The 21,660-nt window shown below is 70.7% G+C and carries 20 protein-coding genes and 2 pseudogenes; 16 read left to right on the forward strand and 6 right to left on the reverse strand.

Going from position 1 to position 21,660, the window contains the following annotated elements; all coding sequences use genetic code 11:
* Together P1P70_RS19405 and P1P70_RS19410 are read right to left on the reverse strand one after the other, a co-directional pair.
* On the reverse strand, nucleotides 1-586 hold a 586-nt coding region (locus P1P70_RS19405; RefSeq protein WP_319239333.1), incomplete at its 3' end, for an SMI1/KNR4 family protein.
* An 86-nt stretch (nucleotides 587-672) separates the two neighbouring features.
* Nucleotides 673-1,365: a hypothetical protein gene (locus P1P70_RS19410; protein ID WP_319239336.1), complete on the reverse strand. Its 693-nt coding sequence runs from the start codon at nucleotides 1,363-1,365 to the stop codon at nucleotides 673-675.
* An 85-nt stretch (nucleotides 1,366-1,450) separates the two neighbouring features.
* On the opposite strand from P1P70_RS19410, the pseudogene P1P70_RS19415 reads away from it, so the two are divergent.
* The 6 genes and pseudogenes from P1P70_RS19415 to P1P70_RS19440 form a co-directional block, all read left to right on the forward strand.
* A pseudogene (locus P1P70_RS19415) lies at nucleotides 1,451-1,972 on the forward strand (sensor histidine kinase); the annotation flags it as partial.
* Between the two features lie 277 nt (nucleotides 1,973-2,249).
* Entirely contained in the window at nucleotides 2,250-2,573 is a 324-nt protein-coding gene (locus tag P1P70_RS19420; protein ID WP_319239342.1) for a 2Fe-2S iron-sulfur cluster-binding protein, read from the forward strand.
* Entirely contained in the window at nucleotides 2,570-3,811 is a 1,242-nt protein-coding gene (locus P1P70_RS19425; protein WP_319239345.1) for an NAD(P)/FAD-dependent oxidoreductase, read from the forward strand. The genes P1P70_RS19420 and P1P70_RS19425 overlap by 4 nt, the downstream gene beginning before the upstream one ends.
* Complete coding sequence (locus tag P1P70_RS19430; RefSeq protein WP_319239348.1) at nucleotides 3,808-4,668, forward strand: 3-hydroxybutyryl-CoA dehydrogenase; 861 nt, start codon at nucleotides 3,808-3,810, stop codon at nucleotides 4,666-4,668. The genes P1P70_RS19425 and P1P70_RS19430 overlap by 4 nt, the downstream gene beginning before the upstream one ends.
* 70 nt (nucleotides 4,669-4,738) lie before the next feature.
* Entirely contained in the window at nucleotides 4,739-5,824 is a 1,086-nt protein-coding gene (locus tag P1P70_RS19435) for an S-(hydroxymethyl)mycothiol dehydrogenase (RefSeq protein ID WP_319239349.1), read from the forward strand.
* Between the two features lie 366 nt (nucleotides 5,825-6,190).
* Nucleotides 6,191-7,132: a LysR family transcriptional regulator gene (locus P1P70_RS19440; protein WP_319239351.1), complete on the forward strand. Its 942-nt coding sequence runs from the start codon at nucleotides 6,191-6,193 to the stop codon at nucleotides 7,130-7,132.
* A gap of 204 nt (nucleotides 7,133-7,336) precedes the next feature.
* Here the strand turns inward: P1P70_RS19440 and P1P70_RS19445 are convergent, their stop codons facing one another.
* From P1P70_RS19445 to P1P70_RS19455, 3 genes are read right to left on the reverse strand one after another with little or no spacing between them, the layout of a single operon-like run.
* On the reverse strand, nucleotides 7,337-8,266 hold the full coding sequence (locus P1P70_RS19445; RefSeq protein WP_319239354.1) for a fumarylacetoacetate hydrolase family protein: 930 nt from the start codon (nucleotides 8,264-8,266) through the stop codon (nucleotides 7,337-7,339).
* 30 nt (nucleotides 8,267-8,296) lie between these two features.
* Nucleotides 8,297-9,865, reverse strand: a complete 1,569-nt coding sequence (paaZ, locus tag P1P70_RS19450; RefSeq protein ID WP_319239356.1) for a phenylacetic acid degradation bifunctional protein PaaZ — start codon at nucleotides 9,863-9,865, stop codon at nucleotides 8,297-8,299.
* Complete coding sequence (locus P1P70_RS19455; RefSeq protein WP_319239359.1) at nucleotides 9,862-10,791, reverse strand: VOC family protein; 930 nt, start codon at nucleotides 10,789-10,791, stop codon at nucleotides 9,862-9,864. Before P1P70_RS19455 ends, paaZ begins: the two co-directional genes overlap by 4 nt.
* A 203-nt stretch (nucleotides 10,792-10,994) precedes the next feature.
* Between P1P70_RS19455 and P1P70_RS19460 the strand changes: the two genes are divergently transcribed.
* The 10 genes from P1P70_RS19460 (at nucleotide 10,995) to P1P70_RS19505 (ending at nucleotide 21,410) form a co-directional block, all read left to right on the forward strand.
* Nucleotides 10,995-11,579: a carboxymuconolactone decarboxylase family protein gene (locus P1P70_RS19460; RefSeq protein WP_319239362.1), complete on the forward strand. Its 585-nt coding sequence runs from the start codon at nucleotides 10,995-10,997 to the stop codon at nucleotides 11,577-11,579.
* Between the two features lie 23 nt (nucleotides 11,580-11,602).
* On the forward strand, nucleotides 11,603-12,451 hold the full coding sequence (locus P1P70_RS19465; protein WP_319239364.1) for a fumarylacetoacetate hydrolase family protein: 849 nt from the start codon (nucleotides 11,603-11,605) through the stop codon (nucleotides 12,449-12,451).
* A gap of 146 nt (nucleotides 12,452-12,597) precedes the next feature.
* Nucleotides 12,598-13,131 carry a MarR family winged helix-turn-helix transcriptional regulator gene (locus tag P1P70_RS19470; RefSeq protein ID WP_319239366.1) on the forward strand — a complete coding sequence of 178 codons (534 nt, stop codon included), beginning with the start codon at nucleotides 12,598-12,600 and terminating at the stop codon, nucleotides 13,129-13,131.
* A 92-nt stretch (nucleotides 13,132-13,223) separates the two neighbouring features.
* Entirely contained in the window at nucleotides 13,224-14,279 is a 1,056-nt protein-coding gene (locus P1P70_RS19475) for an LLM class flavin-dependent oxidoreductase (RefSeq protein WP_413471494.1), read from the forward strand.
* Between the two features lie 31 nt (nucleotides 14,280-14,310).
* Nucleotides 14,311-14,850 carry a cupin domain-containing protein gene (locus tag P1P70_RS19480; protein ID WP_319239372.1) on the forward strand — a complete coding sequence of 180 codons (540 nt, stop codon included), beginning with the start codon at nucleotides 14,311-14,313 and terminating at the stop codon, nucleotides 14,848-14,850.
* Complete coding sequence (locus P1P70_RS19485; RefSeq protein ID WP_319239375.1) at nucleotides 14,850-16,019, forward strand: acyl-CoA dehydrogenase family protein; 1,170 nt, start codon at nucleotides 14,850-14,852, stop codon at nucleotides 16,017-16,019. The genes P1P70_RS19480 and P1P70_RS19485 overlap by 1 nt, the downstream gene beginning before the upstream one ends.
* Before the next feature lie 71 nt (nucleotides 16,020-16,090).
* A complete protein-coding gene (locus tag P1P70_RS19490; RefSeq protein WP_319239378.1) occupies nucleotides 16,091-17,278 on the forward strand; it encodes a cytochrome P450 in 1,188 nt (395 codons plus the stop codon).
* Between the two features lie 17 nt (nucleotides 17,279-17,295).
* Entirely contained in the window at nucleotides 17,296-18,837 is a 1,542-nt protein-coding gene (locus P1P70_RS19495) for a class I adenylate-forming enzyme family protein (protein ID WP_319239381.1), read from the forward strand.
* Complete coding sequence (locus P1P70_RS19500; protein WP_319239384.1) at nucleotides 18,834-19,952, forward strand: alcohol dehydrogenase catalytic domain-containing protein; 1,119 nt, start codon at nucleotides 18,834-18,836, stop codon at nucleotides 19,950-19,952. The genes P1P70_RS19495 and P1P70_RS19500 overlap by 4 nt, the downstream gene beginning before the upstream one ends.
* 846 nt (nucleotides 19,953-20,798) lie before the next feature.
* Nucleotides 20,799-21,410 (forward strand): GNAT family protein, encoded by a 612-nt coding sequence (locus P1P70_RS19505; RefSeq protein ID WP_319239386.1) that lies wholly within the window; start codon nucleotides 20,799-20,801, stop codon nucleotides 21,408-21,410.
* On the opposite strand, the pseudogene P1P70_RS19510 reads toward P1P70_RS19505, so the two are convergent.
* Nucleotides 21,382-21,567: pseudogene (locus P1P70_RS19510) on the reverse strand (thiolase C-terminal domain-containing protein); the annotation flags it as partial. The gene P1P70_RS19505 and the pseudogene P1P70_RS19510 overlap by 29 nt on opposite strands.
* Nucleotides 21,568-21,660: the final 93 nt, after the last annotated feature.

Raw genomic sequence — 21,660 nt, forward strand, 5'->3', positions numbered from 1 at the left:
CGTCGCTCCCGCCCGCCCGCAGTCTGTGGAACTCCCGGTGCATCTCCCGCATGAACGCGGCGAAGTCGGCGTGCCGCTCGGGCGGCGCGGCCCGCCAGCTCGACCACGTGTACACGGCCCACTCACCGTGCTCGTCGATGTCCCCGGGATCCAGCAGGACGTGGGTGACGTCGGACTCGACGTCGAGCTGCAGCCCGCGCCGCCAGAGGTCGGCCGCGCGCCGCTCCTCGGGTCCGGCGTCCTCCTCCAGGTACTCCTCGAAGATGTCCGCGAGTCCCGACCGGTTGTGGTGCCAGCGGGCGTCCCCGGTGCCCGCCAGCAGCCGGACGAAGCCACCCGCGTGCCGCCAGCCGTCGCTCACCGCGAGGAACTCCCGGTACGACGGGGGCATCCGCCGGCCGAGGCGCTCCTCCATGGCCACGATCCGCTCCTCGGAAGCGGGCGGGAAACCCAGCCACCGCGCCTGCCGGGCGGCCTCGTCGCCCTCGTCCCGGGCCTCCTCGTCCGGCAGGGAGTCCGCCCATTCCTCGCTCCACCCGCGCAGGAAGGACTGCCAGTCGAATGCCGCGGTCTCCATGTCGGTCATACGTCCGATGCTGTCACCCCCCACTGACAACGGGGCCCGCCCGCCGATCCCTCGGGGGGAACGAACCGCCGGGAGGACACCGTTCTCTACGGCTCGCTTCGCTGGACCAGCACGCCTATGGGTTCTTCGATGCCGAGGAGGGAGTGCGAGTAGAGCTCCTGGCCGAACTCGTAGTTGAGCAGTCCGTGGCGGGACGCGGTCTCCAGGTCCCGCCAGATCCGCTGTACGGGATTCGTGGTCGCGAAGGCGCTCGCGCCCTGGACATTGAGCAACAGCTTCGTCGCGTCCCGGCAGCATTCCATCGCGTAACCGAAGTTCGCCCGGAAACGCGTGCGTGCGAGGGCGTCGAGTTCCCTGCCCTCGCTCGCGGCGCCGACCGTCTCGTCGGCCCACCACTGGAGCAGCATCTCCGCCGTGTCGATCAGAGTGGCCGCCTTCGCGATGTTGAGCTGTGTGGACGGAGCGTCGCGTGTGTCGGCGTAGAACGTGTAGGCGACGGGCTTCGGCGTGCTCGGTCGTTCCAGTGTGACGTCGAGTGCCGCCCGGGCCATCCCGATCACCGGTGCGCCCACCATATGGACCGCGGAGACCACGAAGTTCTCCCTCTGCGGCACCGACTGACGGGAACTCTCGCTCTGCGTCCGCCCGGAGAGCACCCCTCCGAACGGCACCGTACGGTGAGCGGGCACGAATATCTCGCCGCCGGTCTCCACGGTGTTGCTGCCCGTGCCGGCCATCCCCGCCACGAACCACGTGTCGACCACGGTGAGTTCGGTCATGGGCACGAGGATGAGGTGCGGTGAGACGTCACCGTTCTCGTCCTCGAGCGGTGCGGTGAGCATCGCCCAGTCGGCGTGCGAGCTGTTGGAGGCGAACCCAATGGATCTGCGGACCCTCGCCGCGGACGCCCTCCACGACGTGCATGCCCTGGACCCGGCCCGTCCCGTCACCCTCACCGGCCCGGACGGTGAAGGGCCTCCCGCCTCGGCTCCCGCACTAGCCGACGAGGCCAGGCTGCGCCAGGTGGTCACCAACCTCGTCGCCAACGCCGTCACCCACACGCCACCCGGCACGCCCGTCCGGATCGGCGTCGGCACCCTGGGGGAGTGCGCGGTCCTGGAGGTGGCCGACCAGGGACCGGGCCTGACCGAGGAACAGTCGGTCCGCATCTTCGAGCGGTTCTACCGTGCCGACACCTCCCGTACCCGCTCGACCGGCGGTTCCGGTCTGGGGCTCGCCATCGTCCGTTCCCTCGTCACGGCACACGCCGGACGCGTGGAGGTGCACTCGTCACCCGGGCGCGGCGCCACCTTCCGGGCACTGCTCCCGAGCCACCCGCACGAGCCGCGGACGCCCGCCGAGGGACAGCTCTCGAAGAGCACATGACCAACGGGGTCGGAACCGCGGAAACGGCATCACCCGCCGCCGACACATTCAAGAGCCTGATGAACTACATCAGAAACTCCCGCTTTTTCCGCAGGTAACCGCGATGTCATGCTGGGCCTGCGTCAGCGCACCGTGGAAACCCCGGATCCGAACACGTCCACGCCCGGCAGACGGCTCTCGACAGCCGTTCCCACCCAGCACGTCAGCGCCTGAGCCATGGCCCCTGCGCGGGTGGCTGACCACTCCGCTCCACAGCACCGAGAGGAGTACCCCACCCATGCCCAAAGTGACCTTCGTCCAGGTGGACGGCGCCCGGACCGTACTCGACGTCCCAGCCGGAACCAGCGTCATGCGGGGCGCCGTCGCGGCCGGTGTCCCCGGCATCGTCGCGGAGTGCGGCGGCAACCTGATGTGCGCGACCTGCCACGTCTACACGGGAGACGGCGCCGACGACCGCTTCCCGGCCGTGGCCGACGAGGAGGACGAACTGCTGGACTGCACGGCGGAGCCGCGGCGGGACAACAGCCGGCTGAGCTGCCAACTGGGTCTCACCGACGCGATGGACGAACTGGTCGTCCACGTCCCCGGGTGCCAGACGTGAACGCCGGGAGAGGTGTCGTCGTGGTGGGGGCGGGCCAGGCAGGGGTGCAGGCGGCCGAAGCCCTGCGCGAAGCGGGCTTCGCCGGACCACTTACCCTGGTGGGGGAGGAGCCGGAACTCCCTTACCAGCGGCCCCCGTTGTCCAAGGAGTACCTCGCCGGGAAGGTGTCCCGCGAGGACGTCGTGCTGCGCGGGGAGCGCTTCTACGAGGATCGTGACATCGACCTGCTCGCCGGCCGGCGTGCCCTGGCGGTCGACAGGGGCCGGCGTACGGTCACGCTCGACGACGGCTCTGCGCTGCCGTACGAGCATCTGGTCCTGGCCACCGGAACCCGCCCCCGGCCGCTACCGATCCCGGGCAACGATCTGGACGGAGTGCTGAACCTCCGCACGCGAGCCGACGCCCAGGAGCTGCGCGAGCGGCTCGCCTCCGCGCGCGGGGTCGTGGTGATCGGGGCCGGATTCATCGGCCTGGAGTTCGCGGCCGCGTGCCAGGCCGCCGGTCTGCGCCCCGTCGTGCTCGACATCGCGGACCAGGTCATGGGCCGTGCCGTGTCCGCGCCGACCGCCGCCTACTTCGAGGACAGGCACGGGATCCGGGGCACCCGGCTCCTCATGGGCTGCGGCCCGGCCGAAGTGGTGGGCGAGGACGGCCGGGTGACCGGTGTCCGCACCACGGACGGCGTCACCGTCCCGGCCGACCTGGTGGTCACCGGCATCGGCGTCCTGCCCCGCACCGAACTGGCGAGCACGGCGGGACTGGCCACGGACAACGGCATCGTCGTCGACGAGTACCTCGCGACAGCGGACCCGCACATCTCGGCGATCGGCGACTGCGCCTCCTTCCCCGCACCGCACGGCAACGGCCGTATCCGACTGGAGTCCGTGCAGAACGCCTCCGACCAGGCCCGCTGCCTGGCAGCGCGGCTCACCGGCGCGCCGCGCCCCTATGACGTACTGCCGTGGTTCTGGAGCTACCAGGGCGACCTCAGACTCCAGATCGCCGGTCTGTCCACCGGCCATGACCGCACGGTCGTGTGCGGAGAGCGCCAGGACGGCAAGTTCTCGGTGTTCTGCTTCCGCGGCTCGACCCTCGTGGCGGTCGAGTCCGTCAACCGGCCCGCGGACCACATGGCGGCACGGCGGCTGCTGACCGACGGGCCCGATCTCACGCCCGACGAGGTCGCCGAACCCGGGTTCAGCCTGCGCGACCGGGCGGCACGCAAGGCCGTCGCATGAGCGCCGTCTCCCGCGTCGGTGTCCTGGGCTGCGGCCTCATGGGCTCGGGCATCGCCGAGACGGCCGCACGCCGGGGCCGCGACGTCCTGGTGGTGGAGGTCAGCGCTGCGGCCGTCACGGCCGGGCGCGGGCGGGTACTGGCCTCCCTCGATCGCGCCGTGCGCCGCGGCGGACTTGCCGCTGCCGAACGGGAGCAGGCCCTGGGCCGGTTGACCTACACCACCGACCTCGGTGAGCTGGCCGACCGCGACTTCGTCATCGAGGCCACGGCGGAGGACCCCGGCCTGAAGCGGCAGCTCTTCCGGGACGTCGACAAGGTTCTCCCCGCCGAGGCGGTCCTCGCCAGCAACACCTCCTCCATCCCGCTGACGGACCTCGCGACCGTCACCGACCGTCCGGACCGGGTGATCGGACTGCACTTCTTCAACCCCGTGCCGGCACAGGCACTGGTGGAGATCATCCCCGCCCTCACCACCAGCACCGACACCGTCGAACGCACCCGCCGCTTCGCCGTCGAGCAGTTGGGCAAGACCGCCATTCAGGCGCCGGACCAGGCCGGTTTCGTCGTCAACGCACTGCTGGTCCCCTACCTGTTGGCCGCGGTGCGGATGGTGCAGGCCGGTACGGCCACGGCGGAGGACGTCGACCGGGGCATGGAACTCGGCTGTGCGCACCCCATGGGCCCGCTGCGGCTGCTCGACCTGATCGGCCTCGACACAGCCCAGGCGATCGCCGAGTCCCTGTACGACGAACATGCCGAACCGCTCTACGCGCCACCGCCGCTGCTGCGCCGCATGGTCGCCGCCGGACACCTCGGCCGGAAGACGGGCCGGGGTTTCCATACCTATCCCGCCTGAGCGAGGAACCCCGGACTGCACAGGAGTCTTCGAAGCTCGGCACAGCATCCTCGAAAGAAAGGCCGACCGCATGTCCCAGCAGGTCAAGGGCGTGATCGCCGGAGGCAGAGGCGACGCCGTACGGCTCGAGACGATCGTCGTACCGGATCCGGGGCCGGGTGAGGCCGTGGTGCGGGTGCAGGCGTGCGGGGTGTGCCACACCGACCTGCACTACCGCGAGGGCGGTATCAACGACGACTTCCCGTTCCTGCTCGGCCACGAGGCCGCCGGGGTCGTGGAGTCCGTCGGAGACGGGGTCACCGAAGTGGCGCCCGGCGACTTCGTGATTCTCAACTGGCGTGCGGTGTGCGGCCGCTGCCGCGCCTGTCGGCGGGGACGCCCCTGGTACTGCTTCGACACGCACAACGCCCGGCAGCGGATGACCCTGACCGACGGAACCGAACTGACACCGGCCCTCGGGATCGGCGCGTTCGCGGAGAAGACCCTGGTGGCGGCCGGGCAGTGCACCAAGGTGGACCCGCAGGCGTCCCCGGCCGCGGCCGGGCTGCTGGGATGCGGGGTGATGGCCGGCCTCGGCGCCGCCCTCAACACGGCCCAAGTCGGCCGTGGCGACACCGTGGCCGTGATCGGCTGCGGCGGGGTCGGAGGGGCGGCGGTCATGGGCGCCAGGGTCGCCGGAGCGTCGAAGATCATCGCGGTGGACATCGACGATCGCAAGCTCGCCGGCGCGGTGTCCCTGGGGGCCACGCACACCGTCAACTCCCGTACGTCCGAGCCGGTCGAGGCCGTGCGTGAGCTGACCGGCGGGTTCGGCGCGGACGTCGTCATCGACGCGGTCGGCCGCCCGGAGACGTACCGACAGGCCTTCCTCGCCCGTGACCTGGCGGGGACCGTCGTCCTGGTGGGCGTGCCCACACCGGAGATGAAGCTGGAGCTGCCCCTGCTCGACGTCTTCGGCCGGGGCGGAGCCCTGAAGTCCAGTTGGTACGGCGACTGTCTGCCTTCCCGTGACTTCCCCATGCTGATCGACCTCTACCTGCAACAGCGCCTGGACCTGGACGCGTTCGTCACCGAGACCATCGCCCTGGACGAGGTGGAGCAGGCCTTCGCGCGGATGCACCACGGTGACGTGCTGCGCTCGGTGGTGGTGCTGTGACGGCACCGCGGTGACATCGTCCAGCCGGGGCGGGCGGACCCGAGCACCGAAGCCAGGCAGCGCGCGGCCATGGGGGCCGACGAACGCGGCGAAGAGGTCCGCCTCGCCGCGCTGAAGATCTCCAAATGCCTCTCCAGCCGCCGGTGGGCCGGGGCCGGTCCGCCCACCAGGTCGCGCGTGGCCCGCCAGGACCGGACCGGAGCCTTGGGCCCGGTGTTCCCGGAAGCCGACCCGAGGTGTTTCCTTGGTCTTGTGCAGGGCTGCGACTGCAGGGAACAGGGCGTGGAGCCGGCGTCGGGAACGCCTCATGATCGGGGTGCTGGCAGACCCCCCTCATGACGGGGCCGCCCAGGCGAAAGGAAGAACGTGACCGCTGATTTCTCGCTCCGGCAGCTGGAGTACTTCGTCGCGGTGGCGAACACGGGCTCCATGAGTGCCGCCGCCGTGCAGTGCCACGCCTCACAGGCGGGCATCTCCACCGCGATCGCCGATCTGGAACGGCGTCTGGGCGTGCAGTTGCTGGTACGACGGCGGGCCAGGGGAGTCTTCCTCACGGAGGCCGGGACCCGCGTCCTGGAGGGAGCGCAGGCCGTGCTGTCCCAGGCCGAGGAGCTCAGGGCCAGTGCGCAGGCGGAGGAGGGCCAGGTCGCCGGACGGTTGACGATCGGCTGCTATGCCACCCTCTCCCCGTTCCTGATCCCACCACTCGTCGACGGGTTCACCAGGCTGCACCCCGCGGTCGATCTCCAGTTCGTGGACGGATCGCAGGACGAGGTCCGGCAGGCGCTGCTGGAGGGTGCCTGCGATCTGGCATTCCTGTACGACACGGGTGCGGAGGCGGGGCTGGCCTGCACGACGGTGCGATCCAACCGCCCCTACGTGATCCTCCCCGCCGGTCATCCGCTGGCCGGGTCCGACGCCCTGTCGCTGACCGAGCTGGCCGACGAGCCTCTGATCGTCTACGGGTCCCCTCCGATGGAGAGCAACGCCGAGCGCTGGACGCACAGCGTCGGCGTCAAACCGAACATCCGCTACCGGACGTCCAGTATCGAGGCGGTACGCAGTCTCGTGGCACGTGGCTTCGGCTACTCCATGCTCGTGCAGCGCTGGCCCACCGACACCAGCTTCGAGGGGCTGCCCCTGGCAGCCGTCGCGATCAAGGACCCGTTGGAGGAGGTCAGGGTCGTGGTGGCACACGCCGCGAACGTCACACTCACCCACCGGGCTCGTGCCCTCGCGGAGTACGCGTGCGAGACGCTGTCCCTGCCGGAACCGCCCGGTGGCGGCACGCCGACGCGAGGGACCTGACGATCGACGAGCCCCTGCGGGGCACGCCGCGCAGGGTGCCGAGCACGGCTGGACAAGCGCGCCATGGGCGGCGTCGAGCCGCTGCCGAGGCCGTGGACGACCGACGTCTTCGACACCTCGTACGACCCGGATGCCGCGTGCACCTACCGGCTGGTGTCTCCCGCGCACCCCTCGGACCTGCCCGGCGTCGCCGACGGTCGTGCGTCAGACACGGTCCTCGACGATCTCGACGGTGAGGCGGCCGAGTCCGGTGATCTCGCCCTCGAGGAGGTCGCCGGGCTTCATCCACCGATTGCTGCCCAGCCCGACGCCGGCAGGGGTGCCGGTGCAGACCACGTCGCCGGGTTCCAGCGTCACGTGCTCGGTGATCCTGACCAGTTGTTCGGGTATGGACCAGATCATGTCCTTGGTGTTGGCGTCCTGCCTCAGCTCGCCGTTGAGGTGGAAGCGCAGGCGCAGGTCGTCCTCGTCGACGTAGCGCGCGGGCACGATGGCGGGGCCGAGCGGGCAGCTGTCGTCGAAGGCCTTGCCGCCGAAGAGGTCGAACTTCACCAGGTGCCTGGGGTGGCGCTGCCAGTCGCGCGCGGACAGGTCCAGGGCGATCGTGTACCCGGCCACGTGCTCCATGGCGTTGTCCGGGGTGAGCTTGCGTGCTCGTCTGCCGATGACGACGGCGAGTTCGAGTTCGTAGTCGAACTTCTCCGTCTGCTCCGGGTAACGCACCGTCCTGCCGCATCCGACCAGGGTGGTCGTGGGCGGTTTGAGGAAGAGGAGGGGGATCTTCTTGTCCTTCTCCCAGTCGGTGTGACCGCCGTCCTTCTCCATGTGCTCGTAGTAGTTGGCGCCGGTCATCACGACCTTGCGCGGGTACTGCAGCGGAGTGAGCACCTCCTCCAGCGTGGCCGACGGGGGCAGGGGCGGGGTGGTGTCGGTGCCGGCGGCCAGGCGTTCGGCCGCGGCGACCAGGAGCGGCTCGGTGCGCTCCCAGTGGTCGAAGACGTTCATCAGGCCGCGCGAGGGCTCCGGCCGCAGCGCGTCGGGGGCGATGTCGGCCAGGGCCCAGGAGCGGTCGTCCAGGGACAGGACGGGGGTGGGAGCCCCGTCGACGCGCAGGGTGGCCAGGGCGAAGGTCATGGTGAGAGTCTCCGTCGGTGTAGGACAGCGTCAGTCGGCCGCGCGGCCGAGGATGGCGCTCAGCGCGCCGGGACCGCCTTGGACGGCGGTGCGCTGCATGTGGTGCAGCACTCCCCGCAGGCCCCCCATCTCCTCGCCGCCGCCGGCGCGGCCGGGACCGCCGTGGATCAGGGCGGGCAGCGGTGAGCCGTGTCCCGTGGAGGCCTGGGCCGACTCGGTGTCGAGGACGAGGATCCGGCCGTGCCACGGGGCGAGCCCGAGGACGAATTCGCGGGCGAAGGCCCGGTCTCCGGTGACCACGGAGCCGGCGAGGCTGCCGCGGCCCCGGGCCGCGAGGAACACGGCGTGTTCCCGCGAGGTGTACGGGACGAGGGTGCTGACCGGGCCGAACGCCTCGACCTCGTGCGGGGCGGTGGCGCCGGGATCGTCGCAGCGCAGTAGCAGGGGGGAGAGGAAGGCGCCGCGCTCGGCGTCCGCGCTCCGGGCGTCCACCCGGTCGGGGTCGCCGGAGACGAGCCGCGCGGAATCCAGCAGCGCCTTCACACTGCGGCGTACCTCCTCGCGCTGCCCGACGCCGGCCAGGGCACCCATACGCACCGTCGGGTCGGCCGGGTCGCCCACGACCACCTCCGCGAGCCGGGCCGCGGTCGCCTCGCTGACCGCGTCCAGCAGTTCTGCGGGGACGAGGGCGCGGCGGATCGCCGTGCACTTCTGCCCGGCCTTCACGGTCATCTCGGTGACCAACTGGTCGACGTAGAGGACGAACTCGGGGGTGCCCGGTGTGGCGTCCGGGCCGAGGACCGAGCAGTTCACGGAGTCCGCCTCGGCGTTGAAGCGCACCGCCTGACGCACCACTCCCGGGTGGGTACGCAGGCGCTCGGCCGTCGCCGCCGAGCCGGTGAAGGACACGAGGTCCTGCTCGGTGACATGGTCGAGCAGGTCGCCGGCGCCGCCGCAGACGAACTGGAGAGTGCCCGGCGGCAACAGGCCGGACTCCACGATCAGTTCGATCAGGCGGCTGGTGAGCTGGCAGGTCGGTGTCGCGGGCTTCACCAGGCTGGGGACCCCGGCCAGCAACGCCGGGGCCAGCTTCTCCAGGGGCGCCCAGACCGGGAAGTTGTATGCGTTGATCTGCACGGCGGCACCTCTGATCGGGGTGCAGATGTGACCGCCGAGGAAGGTGCCGTCCCGGCTCAGGCTCACCTGGGGGCCCTCGGTGAAGACCAGCCCCTCGTCACCGTCCGGGAGCTCGCGGCGCCCGGTCTCGGCGTAGGCCTGGACGACCCGGATACCGCCGTCGATGTCGTACTTGGAGTCGTAGAGGGTGGCGCCGGTGGTGGCGGAGACGGCGTACAGCTCCTCGCGGTGGCCACGCAGGTACGTGCCGAGCTCCGTGAGCAGGTCGGCGCGCTGCCGGAAGGACAGGGAGCGCAGCTCGGGGCCGCCGACCGTGCGGGCGTGACGCAGCGCGGCGGCCATGTCGACGCCGGCCGACGAGGCGCGGGCGATCTCCTCCCCGGTGACCGCGTGGTGCACGGGGACGCCCTCGTCGTCCGGTGTGTGCCACCGGTCCTGTACATAGCTGCGCAGCGCGCTCATCGGGTCGCCCTCTCCTCGTCGGTCGTCCTGCTGCTGCCGATCGTTCCGGCGTATCCGTCGTCGCCGTCCGCGACGGCGTGGTGTCCCCAGATGTCCGAGGTGTAGACGCGGCTCACCCAGGTCGCCTCGTCCACCCGGCGGCCCTCGGCGCCCACCTCGATTCCGAAGCCGGCGGGGGAGCGCATGTAGAACGAGAACATCAGGTCGTTGGAGTGCCGGCCCAGCGTGGCCAGCAGGGGGATCTTGTGGGTGCGAGCCCGGTCGTGCGCCCGGCCGACCTCGTCCATGTCCGCCACCTCGCACAGCACGTGGTGGGTGCCCTCGCGCTTGTGCGACTCGACGAAGGCGATGCTGTGGTGCCGCGGGTTGCACCCCATGAAGAAGAAGGTTCCGCCCAGGGGCAGGTGGGTGACGTCGCTGAGCCGGAAACCCAGCACGTCGCGGTAGAAGTCGACGGCCTCCATCGCCCGGGGGGACTTGAGGACCACGTGTCCCATGCCCTGGTCGCCGGTCACGAACGTCACGCCGAGCGGGGAGACGAAGGGCGTCGCGGCCAGTCGGCGTCCGGTGAACAGTTCGGTCCGGACGCTGCAGGGTCCGTCGAACCACAGCATGCGGTCCACCTGCCGTTCGGCGCGTTCCTCCCGGGTCGACTCGTGAACGTCCACACCGTGATCCCGGAGCCGCCGCACCACACGGTCCAGGCCGGCGGCGTCCCCCACCTCCCAGCCGATGTAGGTGACGCCGCCGGTCTCGGCGGACTCCACCCGGAAGCGGTAGAGGTGCTCGTCCAGCCGCAGCAGCCGCTCCTGGTCAGACCCCGGAGGGCCGGCCGGCATGGTGCCGATCACGTCGTTGGCGTAGGTGACCCAGCCGTCGGGATCGGGTGTGCCGATGCCCAGATAGCCCAGGCTGCGAATACTCATCGAGACCTCCGCGGTCATGCCGTGCCCGAGGACGCGGAGCGGGGACCTGCACCGCGCTCCCGCCGCCGAAGCTACTCGTACGACTTCTAACTATCAAGACTCATACGAACTTCGGCGAAAGATTGCATGAGCCTTGACTGTCAGAGTTCTGTCTATCTACCGTCGGGGCATCCGACGACTCAGCCCGTCAGAAGGGCGACCACATGTCCGCAGCCGAGCCGCGTCTCTCTCCGGTCGAGGAGAAGGACATCCCCGAGAAGGCCCTCGCGGCCCTGGAGCCGTACCGCAACGGTGACGGCGAGATCTACGCGATCTGGGCCACCCTGGCCGCGCACCCGGACGCGCTGCGGCGCTTCCTGGTCTTCGGCAATCACGTCCTGGGCAAGAACACCCTGCCCGTCCGCTCCCGCGAACTGGTGATCCTGCGGATCGCCTGGCTGGCCCAAGCCGAGTACGAGTGGCTGCAGCACGTCCGCATAGCCCGGCGGGCCGGAGTCACCGACGGTGAGATCCACGCCCTGGGCGACCTGGCGGCGGCCGGCTTCACCGGCACCGACCGGATCCTGCTGGCCGCGACCGACCAGCTGGTGGCGAGGGCGGACCTGGACGACGCGCTGTGGCAGGAGCTGCGCGACCGGTTCGGCACCGAGCAGCTCATCGACCTCGTCTACACGGTCGGTCAGTACCGGACCGTGGCCATGGCGATCAACGCCTTCCGTATCCGGCCCGAGCCGGACATCGCCGCCCTGCGGGACGAAGTCCCGCTGCCCGCGCCTGCCGCGCCCTGACCTTCCGACCCCCGGAGATCCTCATGAAGCTCGCCAACCTCGCCGGCCGCGCCACCCTGATCGTCGGTGACCGGGCCCTCGACGTGGAGAAGGCCAGTGACGGGGCGCTGGGCCCCGACCCCGCCGTCCTGTGGGACCTCGCCCGCCACGACGAACTGCGCAAGCTCGAACAGGCTGCGACCGACGCCGATCTGGCCCCCTACGACGAGAAGCTGCTCGGTCCCGTCTCGCCGCGGGCGGGCAAGATCCTGGCCGTGGCCCTCAACTACCGTGGACACGCGGAGGAGTCGGGCATCCCGGTCCCCGAACAGCCCACGGTGTTCGGGAAGTTCACCAGCTCCCTCACCGGTGCGCACGAGCCGGTGATCGTGCCGGAGGGTATCGACAAGTGCGACTTCGAGGCCGAGGTCGTGGTGGTGATCGGGAAGGTCCTGCGGGCCGTGCCGCCGGAGCAGGTCTGGGCGGGGGTCGCGGGCGTGACCGGCGGACAGGACGTCACCGACCGGCGTGAGCAGTGGCGCAAGCCGCTCAACCAGTTCACCTTCGCCAAGTCGTACGACACGTTCAGTCCGTGCGGCCCGCTGATGGCCACCGTCGACGAGTTCGACGATCCCGACGACATCGAGATCGCCGGCTGGGTCGACGACCTGGAGGTGCAGCGGGGCCGCACGTCCGACCTGATCTTCAGCGTCCCGGAACTGGTCTCCTGGCTCTCCCGTCACGTGACCCTTGAGCCCGGCGACCTGGTGTTCACCGGGACCCCGGCCGGCTGCGGAGTCAGGCGCGTCCCACGGCTGTATCTGGAGCCCGGGATGACGCTGACGACGCAGGTCGCGGGCGTCGGCACGATGCGCAATCCGATCAGCCGATGAAGCCGCCGGGCGCTGTTACGATGCCGCCGGTGGGACGGGACGCGGTAGGAACGGCGACCGCAGGACCGACGACCGCAGGACCGACGACCGCAGGACCGCAGGACCGACGACCACTGGACCGACGGACGACTGAAGGGAGCCCGCCCGTGTCGGAAGCACGCGTAGACGATGCCGACGCCGACCACCCGCGCTCCCGCGAGTTCGCGGAGCGGGTACGGAGCCGGCACCGCGAACTGGGGCACACGGACCGCCAGTTGGAGGGTGTCGCGCTGGTCACCCACCTCACCAGGCTGGTCGCGCGACTCGTTCAGGACTTCGAGTCCTCCGTGCATCGCCCGCTCGGCATGACGTGGGCCGGCTTCCGGATCATGAACACGCTGTGGGTCTTCGGCGGCCTCGAACAGCGTGAGATCGCCCGGATCTCCGGCACCACCCGGGCCAGCGTCTCCAGCGCTCTGAACACCCTGGAGGAGCGCGGGCTGGTCGAGCGGCGCCGGGAACGCGACGACCGCCGTGTCGTCCGCGTCTCGCTGACGCCTGAGGGCTTGACGATGCTCCACAAGGCGATCGACGGTCAGACCGGCCGCGAACACGCCTGGATGGCGGTGCTGGAGGACGAGGAGATCTCCCAGCTCGTCGCGTTGCTGGGCAAGATGGTCAACCAGGAGCACCCCGCCTAGAGCGCGTGCGCGCCGGCGGGCGGGCGGCCGGCAAGGCCTCACCGTCCGGAAATTTCACCTCGAGACCGGCCGGCCCCAAGTTTGTATGACCCTTGACGGTCAGAAGTCTGACACTTACCTTCTCTCCAACATGTTCCGCTCCGGGCAATGACGCCCCGCCCTCGCTGCGAGGAACCATGGACATCGGCTGCCTTTTCGCGCCCACCACCCACACTCCCGAACACGTGGCGGAAGCCGAGCGACTCGGCTACGGCTACGCCTACGTGTACGACTCACCCTCGCTCTTCGCGGACGCCTGGATGACCTTGGGCCGTGCGGCGGACCGCACGTCCGCCATCCGGCTCGGCGTCGCCGTGGTCACTCCCAAGCTGCGCCACCTCGTCGACAACGCGGCCGCGGCGGTGACGCTGGCGGCGCTGGCGCCCGGCCGGGTGGACGTCGTCGTGGGTGCCGGCTTCACCAGCGCCGCGCTGCTAGGACGCAGGGGCGCCCGCTGGGCCGAGGTCGAGCAGTACATCCGCGCGTTGCGCGCCGTGATGGCCGGCGAGGAGATCGACTGGGAGGGCGCGCGGATCGCCCTCACCTTCCCCCGGCTCTCCGGACTGGCACCGGTCACCGACGTCCCGATCCTCGCCGCCGCCCACGGGCCCAAGGGCTTCGCCACCGCCTCCAGGGTCGCCGACGGCGTGATCACCAACCCCAGCCACAGCTCCGAACCCATTCCCTTCGAGGGCCACTGCGTCGTCACGGCGTACGGCACCGTCCTCGACGAAGGGGAGGAACTGACGAACCCCCGTGTCGTAGACGCCGCAGGCCCCGGCGCGGCCCTGGCGCTGCACCTCGGTGAATTCGGGCCGCTGGCCGGCACCGAGGAGGCCCGCGGATACCAGGCCTGGCTGGCCACCGTCCCGGAGGAACGCCGGCTCATCGAGACACACCGCGAGCACCTGATCGGCGTGACGCCCGAGGAACGCCCCTTCATCACGCCCAAGGTGATCGAGGCGGCCACCGCCACCGGCACCCCGGAACAGATCCGGCACCGGCTCGGACAGCTCCGGCAGTCCGGAGCGACCACGGTCGCCTACCAGCCGGCCGGCCCCGACATCCCCCGAGAGCTGCGCGCCTTCGCCGCGGCCGCCGGACTGTGAGTACCTGCCACACCCCCGAGGAGTACCCGCCATGCCCCGCAGAATCGTCACCGGCCAGGCAGCCGACGGCTCGGCAGCCGTCGTCTCGGACGGACCGGCGCCCCGCGCCCACGACCTCAAGCACACGCCGGGCTTCAGCAACGCCCTCGTGTGGTCCACCCCCGCCGAGCCCACCGTGCCGTTCGACGGCACCGACCCGACCCCGGCCGTCACCTCGTACGTGCCCGAGCCCGGCGCCACCCGGCTCATCCACCTCGTCATCCCGCCGGACACCGTCTACATGAGCGAGGACTTCGACCCGGCGGCGGCCGCCGCGGAGCGGCTGGAGACCAGTCCCGGACTCGCCGAACTCTTCGAGCCGGACGCGCCCGGCATGCACACCACGGACACCGTCGACTACGGGGTCCTGATCGGCGGCGAGATCGTCCTCGAACTCGACGGCGGCCGGGAGGTCACGCTCGCCCCCGGTGACCTGGTCGTGCAGAACGGCACCCGCCACGCCTGGCGGAACCGGTCCGACGCCCCCGCCACCATGCTGTTCGTCCTGGTCGGTGCCCGGAGGGACTCCTGATGCCGCACCTCGACCCCGCCGACGCCCTGGAACTCGACAGCGAACTCGACGAGACCGAACGGCTCATCCGGGACACCGTGAGCGCCTTCGTCCACGACAGGGTGAGCGACCACGTGGCCGGCTGGTTCGAGTCCGGCACCTTCCCCACCTGGGAACTGGCCCCCGAACTGGGTCAGTTGGGACTGCTCGGCATGCACCTGGAAGGCTACGGCTGTGCGGGCGCGAGCGGCACCGCCTACGGTGTGGCCTGCCGCGAACTGGAGGCCGCCGACTCGGGCCTGCGCAGTTTCGTGTCCGTCCAGGGCTCCCTGGTGATGTTCCCCATCCACCGCTACGGCTCCGAGGAGCAGAAGCAGGAGTGGCTGCCGAAGCTGGCCTCCGGCGAGGCGATCGGCTGCTTCGGGCTCACCGAACCCGACCAGGGCTCCGACCCCGGCGGAATGCGCACCCAGGCCAAGCGCGACGGCGACGACTGGGTCCTCAACGGCACCAAGATGTGGATCACCAACGGCTCGGTCGCCGACATCGCCGTCGTATGGGCCCGAACCGAGGACGGCGTCCGCGGTTTCCTCGTCCCCAAGGGCACCCCCGGCTTCACCACCAGTGAGATCCACCGCAAGCTGTCCCTGCGCGCGTCGGTGACCGCCGAGCTCCACCTGGAGGACGTACGACTGCCCTCCTCCGCCGTGCTGCCTGCCGTCAGAGGACTGCGTGGACCGCTGTCCTGCCTGTCGGAGGCCCGCTTCGGCATCCTGTGCGGAGTCGTCGGCGCCGCCCGGACCTGCTACCGGTCCGCTCTGGAGTACTCGACCACCCGCGAGCAGTTCGGCCGGCCCATCGGCGGCTTCCAGCTCACCCAGGAGAAGCTGGCCCGGATGCAGGTCGAGCTCGTACGCTCCCAACTGCTGGCGCTCCGCCTGAGCCGCCTGAAGGACGCCGGCACGCTCCGCCCGGAGCAGGTCAGCATCGGCAAGCTGGCCAACGTACGAGCGGCGCTCGACATCGCCCGCTCCGCCCGCACCGTGCTCGGCGCCAACGGCATCACCACCGAATACCCGGTGCTGCGGCACGCCAACAACCTGGAGACGGTGCTCACCTACGAGGGCACCGAGGAGATCCACACCCTGGTCGTCGGAGAGTCCGTCACGGGCATCGCGGCCTATCGATGAAACGCCCGGGCGGGCCGCGTCGAGGGGCGGCCCGCCCGGGGTCACCGACGACACCACGGGAGGCGAGCGTAGTGACGACACACCCGCAGGACTTCGCCCAGGACATCCGCTTGTCGGACCTCTGGGACGACCCCTACCCCATCTACCGCAAGCTCCGCCGGGACGCCCCGGTGACCTTCGTACCCGCCGTCGGCCGGTACCTGATCACCCGGCACGAGGACGTCGTCTTCGCGGAGCAGCATCCGGACCTGTTCAGTTCGCGGGAGAAGGACTCGCTGATCCTGCGGGTCATCGGCGCCAACATGCTCCGCGAGGACGACCCCGAGCACCGCAGGATCCGCGCCGCCGCCGAGCCGCCCGCCAGGCCCCGCAGGATACGGACCGACTGGAGCCCCGTCTTCCAGCGCACCGCCGACGAACTGGTCGACAGCTTCGCCGAGCGCGGCGAGGCGGATCTGTTCGCCGACTTCGCCGGCCCCTTCGCCGCCACCAACCTGGCTCATCTCCTCGGACTGCCCCAGGTGCGGGCCGAGGACATGATCCGCTGGTCGCAGCACATGATGGACGGCAACAGCAACTACGCGGACGACCCGGACGTGTGGGCCCGCGCGACGGCCGCGTCCGGCGCGGTCGACGAAGCGGTCGAGGAGGCCATGAGCCGGGTACGCGACGAACCCGACGGCTCCGTGATCTCGTCGATGCTCCACGCGGACGACCCCCTGACGCCGCAGGAGATCAGGAACAACGTCAAAGTGATCATCGGCGGCGGCATCAACGAGCCCCGGGACGTGCTCACCGCCGGGCTGTGGGCCCTGCTCTCGGACCCCGCCCAGCGCGCCGACGTGGAGGCCGACCCGGGACTGTGGCGCAACGTCTTCGAGGAGACCGTCCGTTGGATGTCTCCCATCGGGATGTATCCCCGCCAGACGACCGCCGACCTCGAACTGAGCGGAACCCGCATCCCGGCCGGCTCCCGCGTCGCCCTGGTGATCGGTGCCGCCAACCGGGACGAGGACGTCTTCCCCGAGCCCGACCGCTTCGACATCCATCGCGCCCAGCGCAACCACCTCGCCTTCGGCGGCGGACCCCACTACTGCATGGGTACCTGGGTGGCCCGCCACGAGGTCGGCGAGATCGCGTGGCCCACCCTCTTCCGGCGGCTGCCCGGCCTCGCTCTCGACCCGGACCGGCCCGTCGACGTCGGCGGCTGGGTCTTCCGCGGGCTGCTCACCCTTCCCGTCCGCTGGCAGCGGCCCTGACCGTGGAGGGAACCACGTTGCCCGAGAACACCTGGTTCGGAGCCCGGCTCGTCGCGAACGCGGCCGAGATCCCCGACCGGACCGCCCTCGTCTTCGAAGACCGGGCCTGGACCTACGCCCAACTGGACCTCGTGGTCCGGCGCACCCTTGGCCACCTCGCCGACCTCGGGGTCGGCAAGGGCGACTGCGTGGTGATGCGCGGCGGGGCCCGGCCGGAAGCGCTGATCACGATGTTCGCCGTGACGCGGATGGGAGCCGTCCTCGTTCCCGTCCACCCGCAGCTGACCGGCGCCGAACTGGCCGTGGTGTGCGACGAGATCGTGCCACGTGCCATCGTCGCCGACCGGCCCTTCGTCGACGGCCTGCCGCCCGACGACAGCGGCAGTCTCCGGCTGACCTGGGAAGAAGTCGCCCCCGCCGACGGCCGGGATCCGACAGCCGTCACCTCCGTCCCTCCGGCCGGGGCGGACGTGGCGATCATCGCCTTCACCTCCGGCACGTCCGGGCGTCCCAAGGGTGCCGCGCTCACCCACGACAACCTCTACTGGAGCATGGCCGACGGGACGGCCCGACTGCCCGTGACCGAGGACGACGTCGTGCTGGTGGCCACGCCCCTGGCACACGTGGCAGTCCTCGGGGGCCTGCCGCAGTACACCTGGTCCGCCGGCGGAACCGTGGTCCTCGCGCCCAGGTTCGACCCCGACCTGTTCGTCGGCCTGGTCCGCGACCACCGGGTGACCGCGGCCTTCGCCGTCCCCGCGATGCTGTCCCTGCTCACCCGGCACCCCCGCTTCGACACCGCAGACCTGGACTCCCTACGCCTGGTCCTGGCGGGCGGCTCACCGGCGATGCCGGCGACGACCACGCGGATGCTGGAGCGCGGTGTCACCGTGGTCAACTCCTACGGCCTGACCGAGACCAGCGCCGGCATCACCTACGCGACCCTCGACGAGGTCGCCGACCGGCCGGCCTCCGCCGGACCGCCGGTGCCCCACGTCGAGCTGATCATCGTCGACCACGACGGCGAGCCCGCGCCGGTCGGCACCGTCGGGGAGATCTGGGTGCGCGGTCCGTCCGTCGCCGCCTCGTACTGGACCCGGTCGGGACCGCGGCCCGTCACCGACGCCGACGGCTGGTTCCACACCGGAGACCGCGGCCGCCACGACGAGAAGGGGCGACTGGAGGTCGTCGGCCGCGCCAAGGAGCTGATCATCACCGGGGGAGAGAACGTCGACCCCGCGGAGGTCGAGAACGCCCTCGCCGATCTGCCCGGTGTCCGTGAGGCGGCCGTCGGCGGCACCCCCGACCCCGTCTACGGCGAGCTCGTCACGGCCTATCTGGTCACGGCCCCGCCAGGCCCGACCCTGGAGGACGTCCGCCGCCACCTCGACGGGCGGCTGGCCCGGCACAAGTGGCCCCGCCGCCTGTGCGTCGTACCGGCCCTGCCCCGCGGAGCCACCGGCAAGCTCCAGCGCCGGGCCCTGATCCAACTGGCCGAGCACCCCGCTCCGGCCACCCTTCCCGACACTCGCAGACCCCAGCCCGAGGAGAGACGATGACCGCCACCATGCGCGCAGCACGGATGCACGACGTCGGCGAGCCGATGCGGATCGAGCGGGTTCCCGTCCCGGACCCCGGCCCCGGTGACGTGCGGGTCGCCGTGCACGCCGTCAACATCGTCCCGAACCTCGCCAACATCCTGACCATGTGGACCACCTGGTTCCCGCACAGCCCCCTGCCGACCCTCCCGGCGATCTTCGGCCTGGACCCGGCAGGCGTCGTCGAGGCCGTCGGCGAGGGCGTCGAGGGCTTCGAGGTGGGAGACCGGGTCTACGTCAACCCCGGCCGGCACTGCGGCTCCTGCCGCTCGTGCCGCAACGACGACTCCATCAACTGCGCCAGCTACGCGTTCGCCGGCTACTTCGGCTTCTCCCGCTCCGCCGTCGGCCTCCTCGACCGCTACCAGGGTGGACTCGCCGAATTCATGGTGGCGCCGGCGTACGCCCTGGTGAAGCTCCCGGAACAGCTGTCCTTCCACGCCGCGGCCCGCTTCGGATACCTGGGCACCATGTACTCGGCTCTGCGCAAGGCGGGCGCGGGCCCCGGCAAGAACGTCCTGGTCAACGGCATCAGCGGCACTCTCGGGATCGCCGCCGCCCTGCTGGCGCCCGCCATGGGAGTCACCCGTCTCTACGGCACCGGGCGCGACCGCGCCCTGCTGGATCAGGTCGACAAGCTGGCCCCAGGACGCTTCCGTCTGCACTCCCTCGACGACGGTCCGCTGGACGAATGGGTCCGCGAGGAGACGGACGGACACGGCGCCGACATCTACATCGACGCGCTCGGCCCGGGCGCACCCCACGAAACGTTCCTCGCCGGCATGCGTGCCATGGCGCGCGGAGCTGTCGCCGTCAACATCGGCGCCATCGCCGGTGACGTCCCGATCGACGTCCACCGCATGATGGACCAGCAACTGAGGCTGATCGGCTCGGCGTGGTTCACCGCCGGGGAGGGCCAGGCCATGGCCGACATGGTCGCCGCCGGGCTGCTCGACCTCAGCCCGCTCGAACACCAGGTCTTCCCGCTGGAACGGGTCAACGAGGCCATCAGCGGTACCGCCCGGCGCAACGGCGGCTTCAGCAACTTCGTCGTCAGCCCCTTGCCCACGACGTAGCCGGAGCCACCGGATCCCGCGTCCCCCTGGCCGATCCGGAATTACTGTGGACGGCAGCAGGCTTACCGATTCCGACACGGTTTCCGACGTGGTTTCCGACGTGGATTTCGACGTGGATCTTGATGTGGCAGATCCGGCCGGATGCGCCCACGGCGCACCACGGGCGCGGCTCGGCCGGACTCGGCAGGAGGCGACGTGGCCGCTGGGAGCACGGGACTGACGCCCGGCGCCGGCGATGGCGAGTTCCACCACTCCGCCTCCCAGGGACGCCCCCGGCGCGCCTGTCGCGTCGATCAACCAGGTTCCTTCCTCCTCCCGTCAACGTGCGGGTTGACCCTCAGCCCGCTCGCCGACCTCCCGAGCAGCCCCCGCGAGACTCTTCGCACGTTCTGGGTCGGTTGGACGTCACCCGTGCGCGGTTGCCGACTCGACGGGATCCTTGACGGGACTGTCCGGCTGCGGGCTGGTGTCTGCGAGCCGGCGGCGTCCCAGAGCCCACACGGCCGCCCCGGCGAGCGTGATGACCAGGGAGGCGGCCATGATCGCGGCCCAGCCGCCTGCCGACCAGAGCGGACCGGCGATCGCCGAACCGAGGGCTCCGCCAAGGAAGTTGCTGACGACGAAGGCCGTGTTGAGGCGGCTGTGCGCGGATCCGGGGAGGGCGAGTCTCCATCACCACCTACACCGCGGATCCCGGTACGCCCAGCGCTGACGGTCTCACTCTGCTGGCGACCTGGGCCGACGCCCAGAAGCAGCCGCAGACCAGCAACGACGAAGTCGTGAGGATCGGACCGGGATCGGATATTCGGTGTTCTGCCCGCTCCATGAGGACACAGGATGGTGCGCATGACATTGCCCACCCCCATACTGCACGCCGCTCGCCTGCGACTGCGCCCCTTCACCGACGCCGACGCGGACCTGCTCTTCGCCCTGCACAGCAACACCCACATGATGCGCTACTGGGACTCCCCGCCGTGGATCGAACCGGCCCGCGCCGAACGCTTCATCACCATGTGCCGGAAGATGGCGGACGAAGGCACCGGGGCCCGGGTGGCCATCGACCGCGCTTCTGACGGGGCCTTCGTCGGCTGGTGCGGTCTGACCGGATGGAACCCGGACTACCGCAGCGCGTCGTTGGGCTACATCCTCGACGAAGCGATGTGGGGACACGGCTACGCGACGGAGGCCGCGCACGCCTTGCTGCAGTGGGCCTTCGACACACTGCCCCTGAATCGAGTTCAGGCCGAGACCGATACGCGCAACGTGGCATCTGCCCGGGTCCTGGAGAAGATCGGATTCGTGCGTGAAGGAACGTTGCGGGAGGACTGCGTCGTGAACGGCGAGGTATCCGACTCGTGGGTGTTCGGGTTGATCAGACGAGAGTGGCGGCCGGCGGCCGTGCCGATTCCAGCCTGTGAAGAGCGGCACTCTAACAGGGGACGCTCTCATACAGGGTGACCACGCAGGCCCCGCCGAGGCCGATGTTGTGCTGGAGTGCGATTCGTGCGTCCTCGACCTGGCGGGTGTCGGCCTGGCCGCGCAGCTGCCAGACGAGTTCGGCCCACTGGGCCAGGCCGGTCGCTCCCAGAGGGTGCCCTCTGGAGAGGAGGCTTCCTAATGCTGTTGTCAAGCTGCGCTGGTGACTGGTGGTGTGACTTGATAGCACCGTCGGTCGCGGATGAGGGCCCACAGGACGTTGACGCGTCGG

The organism is Streptomyces sp. MB09-02B (genome assembly GCF_033794485.1).
Lineage (GTDB): Bacteria > Actinomycetota > Actinomycetes > Streptomycetales > Streptomycetaceae > Streptomyces.

Excerpts from the sequence above, each read along its gene's own strand:
- paaZ (WP_319239356.1), bottom strand. The coding sequence starts at position 9,865 with ATGAGCGCGCTGCGCAGCTATGTACAGGACCGGTGGCACACACCGGAC.
- P1P70_RS19420 (WP_319239342.1), top strand. The coding sequence starts at position 2,250 with ATGCCCAAAGTGACCTTCGTCCAGGTGGACGGCGCCCGGACCGTACTC.
- P1P70_RS19445 (WP_319239354.1), bottom strand. The coding sequence starts at position 8,266 with ATGACCTTCGCCCTGGCCACCCTGCGCGTCGACGGGGCTCCCACCCCC.
- P1P70_RS19460 (WP_319239362.1), top strand. The coding sequence starts at position 10,995 with ATGTCCGCAGCCGAGCCGCGTCTCTCTCCGGTCGAGGAGAAGGACATC.
- P1P70_RS19505 (WP_319239386.1), top strand. The coding sequence starts at position 20,799 with ATGACATTGCCCACCCCCATACTGCACGCCGCTCGCCTGCGACTGCGC.
- P1P70_RS19455 (WP_319239359.1), bottom strand. The coding sequence starts at position 10,791 with ATGAGTATTCGCAGCCTGGGCTATCTGGGCATCGGCACACCCGATCCC.
- P1P70_RS19485 (WP_319239375.1), top strand. The coding sequence starts at position 14,850 with ATGCCGCACCTCGACCCCGCCGACGCCCTGGAACTCGACAGCGAACTC.
- P1P70_RS19465 (WP_319239364.1), top strand. The coding sequence starts at position 11,603 with ATGAAGCTCGCCAACCTCGCCGGCCGCGCCACCCTGATCGTCGGTGAC.
- P1P70_RS19435 (WP_319239349.1), top strand. The coding sequence starts at position 4,739 with ATGTCCCAGCAGGTCAAGGGCGTGATCGCCGGAGGCAGAGGCGACGCC.
- P1P70_RS19480 (WP_319239372.1), top strand. The coding sequence starts at position 14,311 with ATGCCCCGCAGAATCGTCACCGGCCAGGCAGCCGACGGCTCGGCAGCC.
- P1P70_RS19430 (WP_319239348.1), top strand. The coding sequence starts at position 3,808 with ATGAGCGCCGTCTCCCGCGTCGGTGTCCTGGGCTGCGGCCTCATGGGC.
- P1P70_RS19500 (WP_319239384.1), top strand. The coding sequence starts at position 18,834 with ATGACCGCCACCATGCGCGCAGCACGGATGCACGACGTCGGCGAGCCG.
- P1P70_RS19410 (WP_319239336.1), bottom strand. The coding sequence starts at position 1,365 with ATGACCGAACTCACCGTGGTCGACACGTGGTTCGTGGCGGGGATGGCC.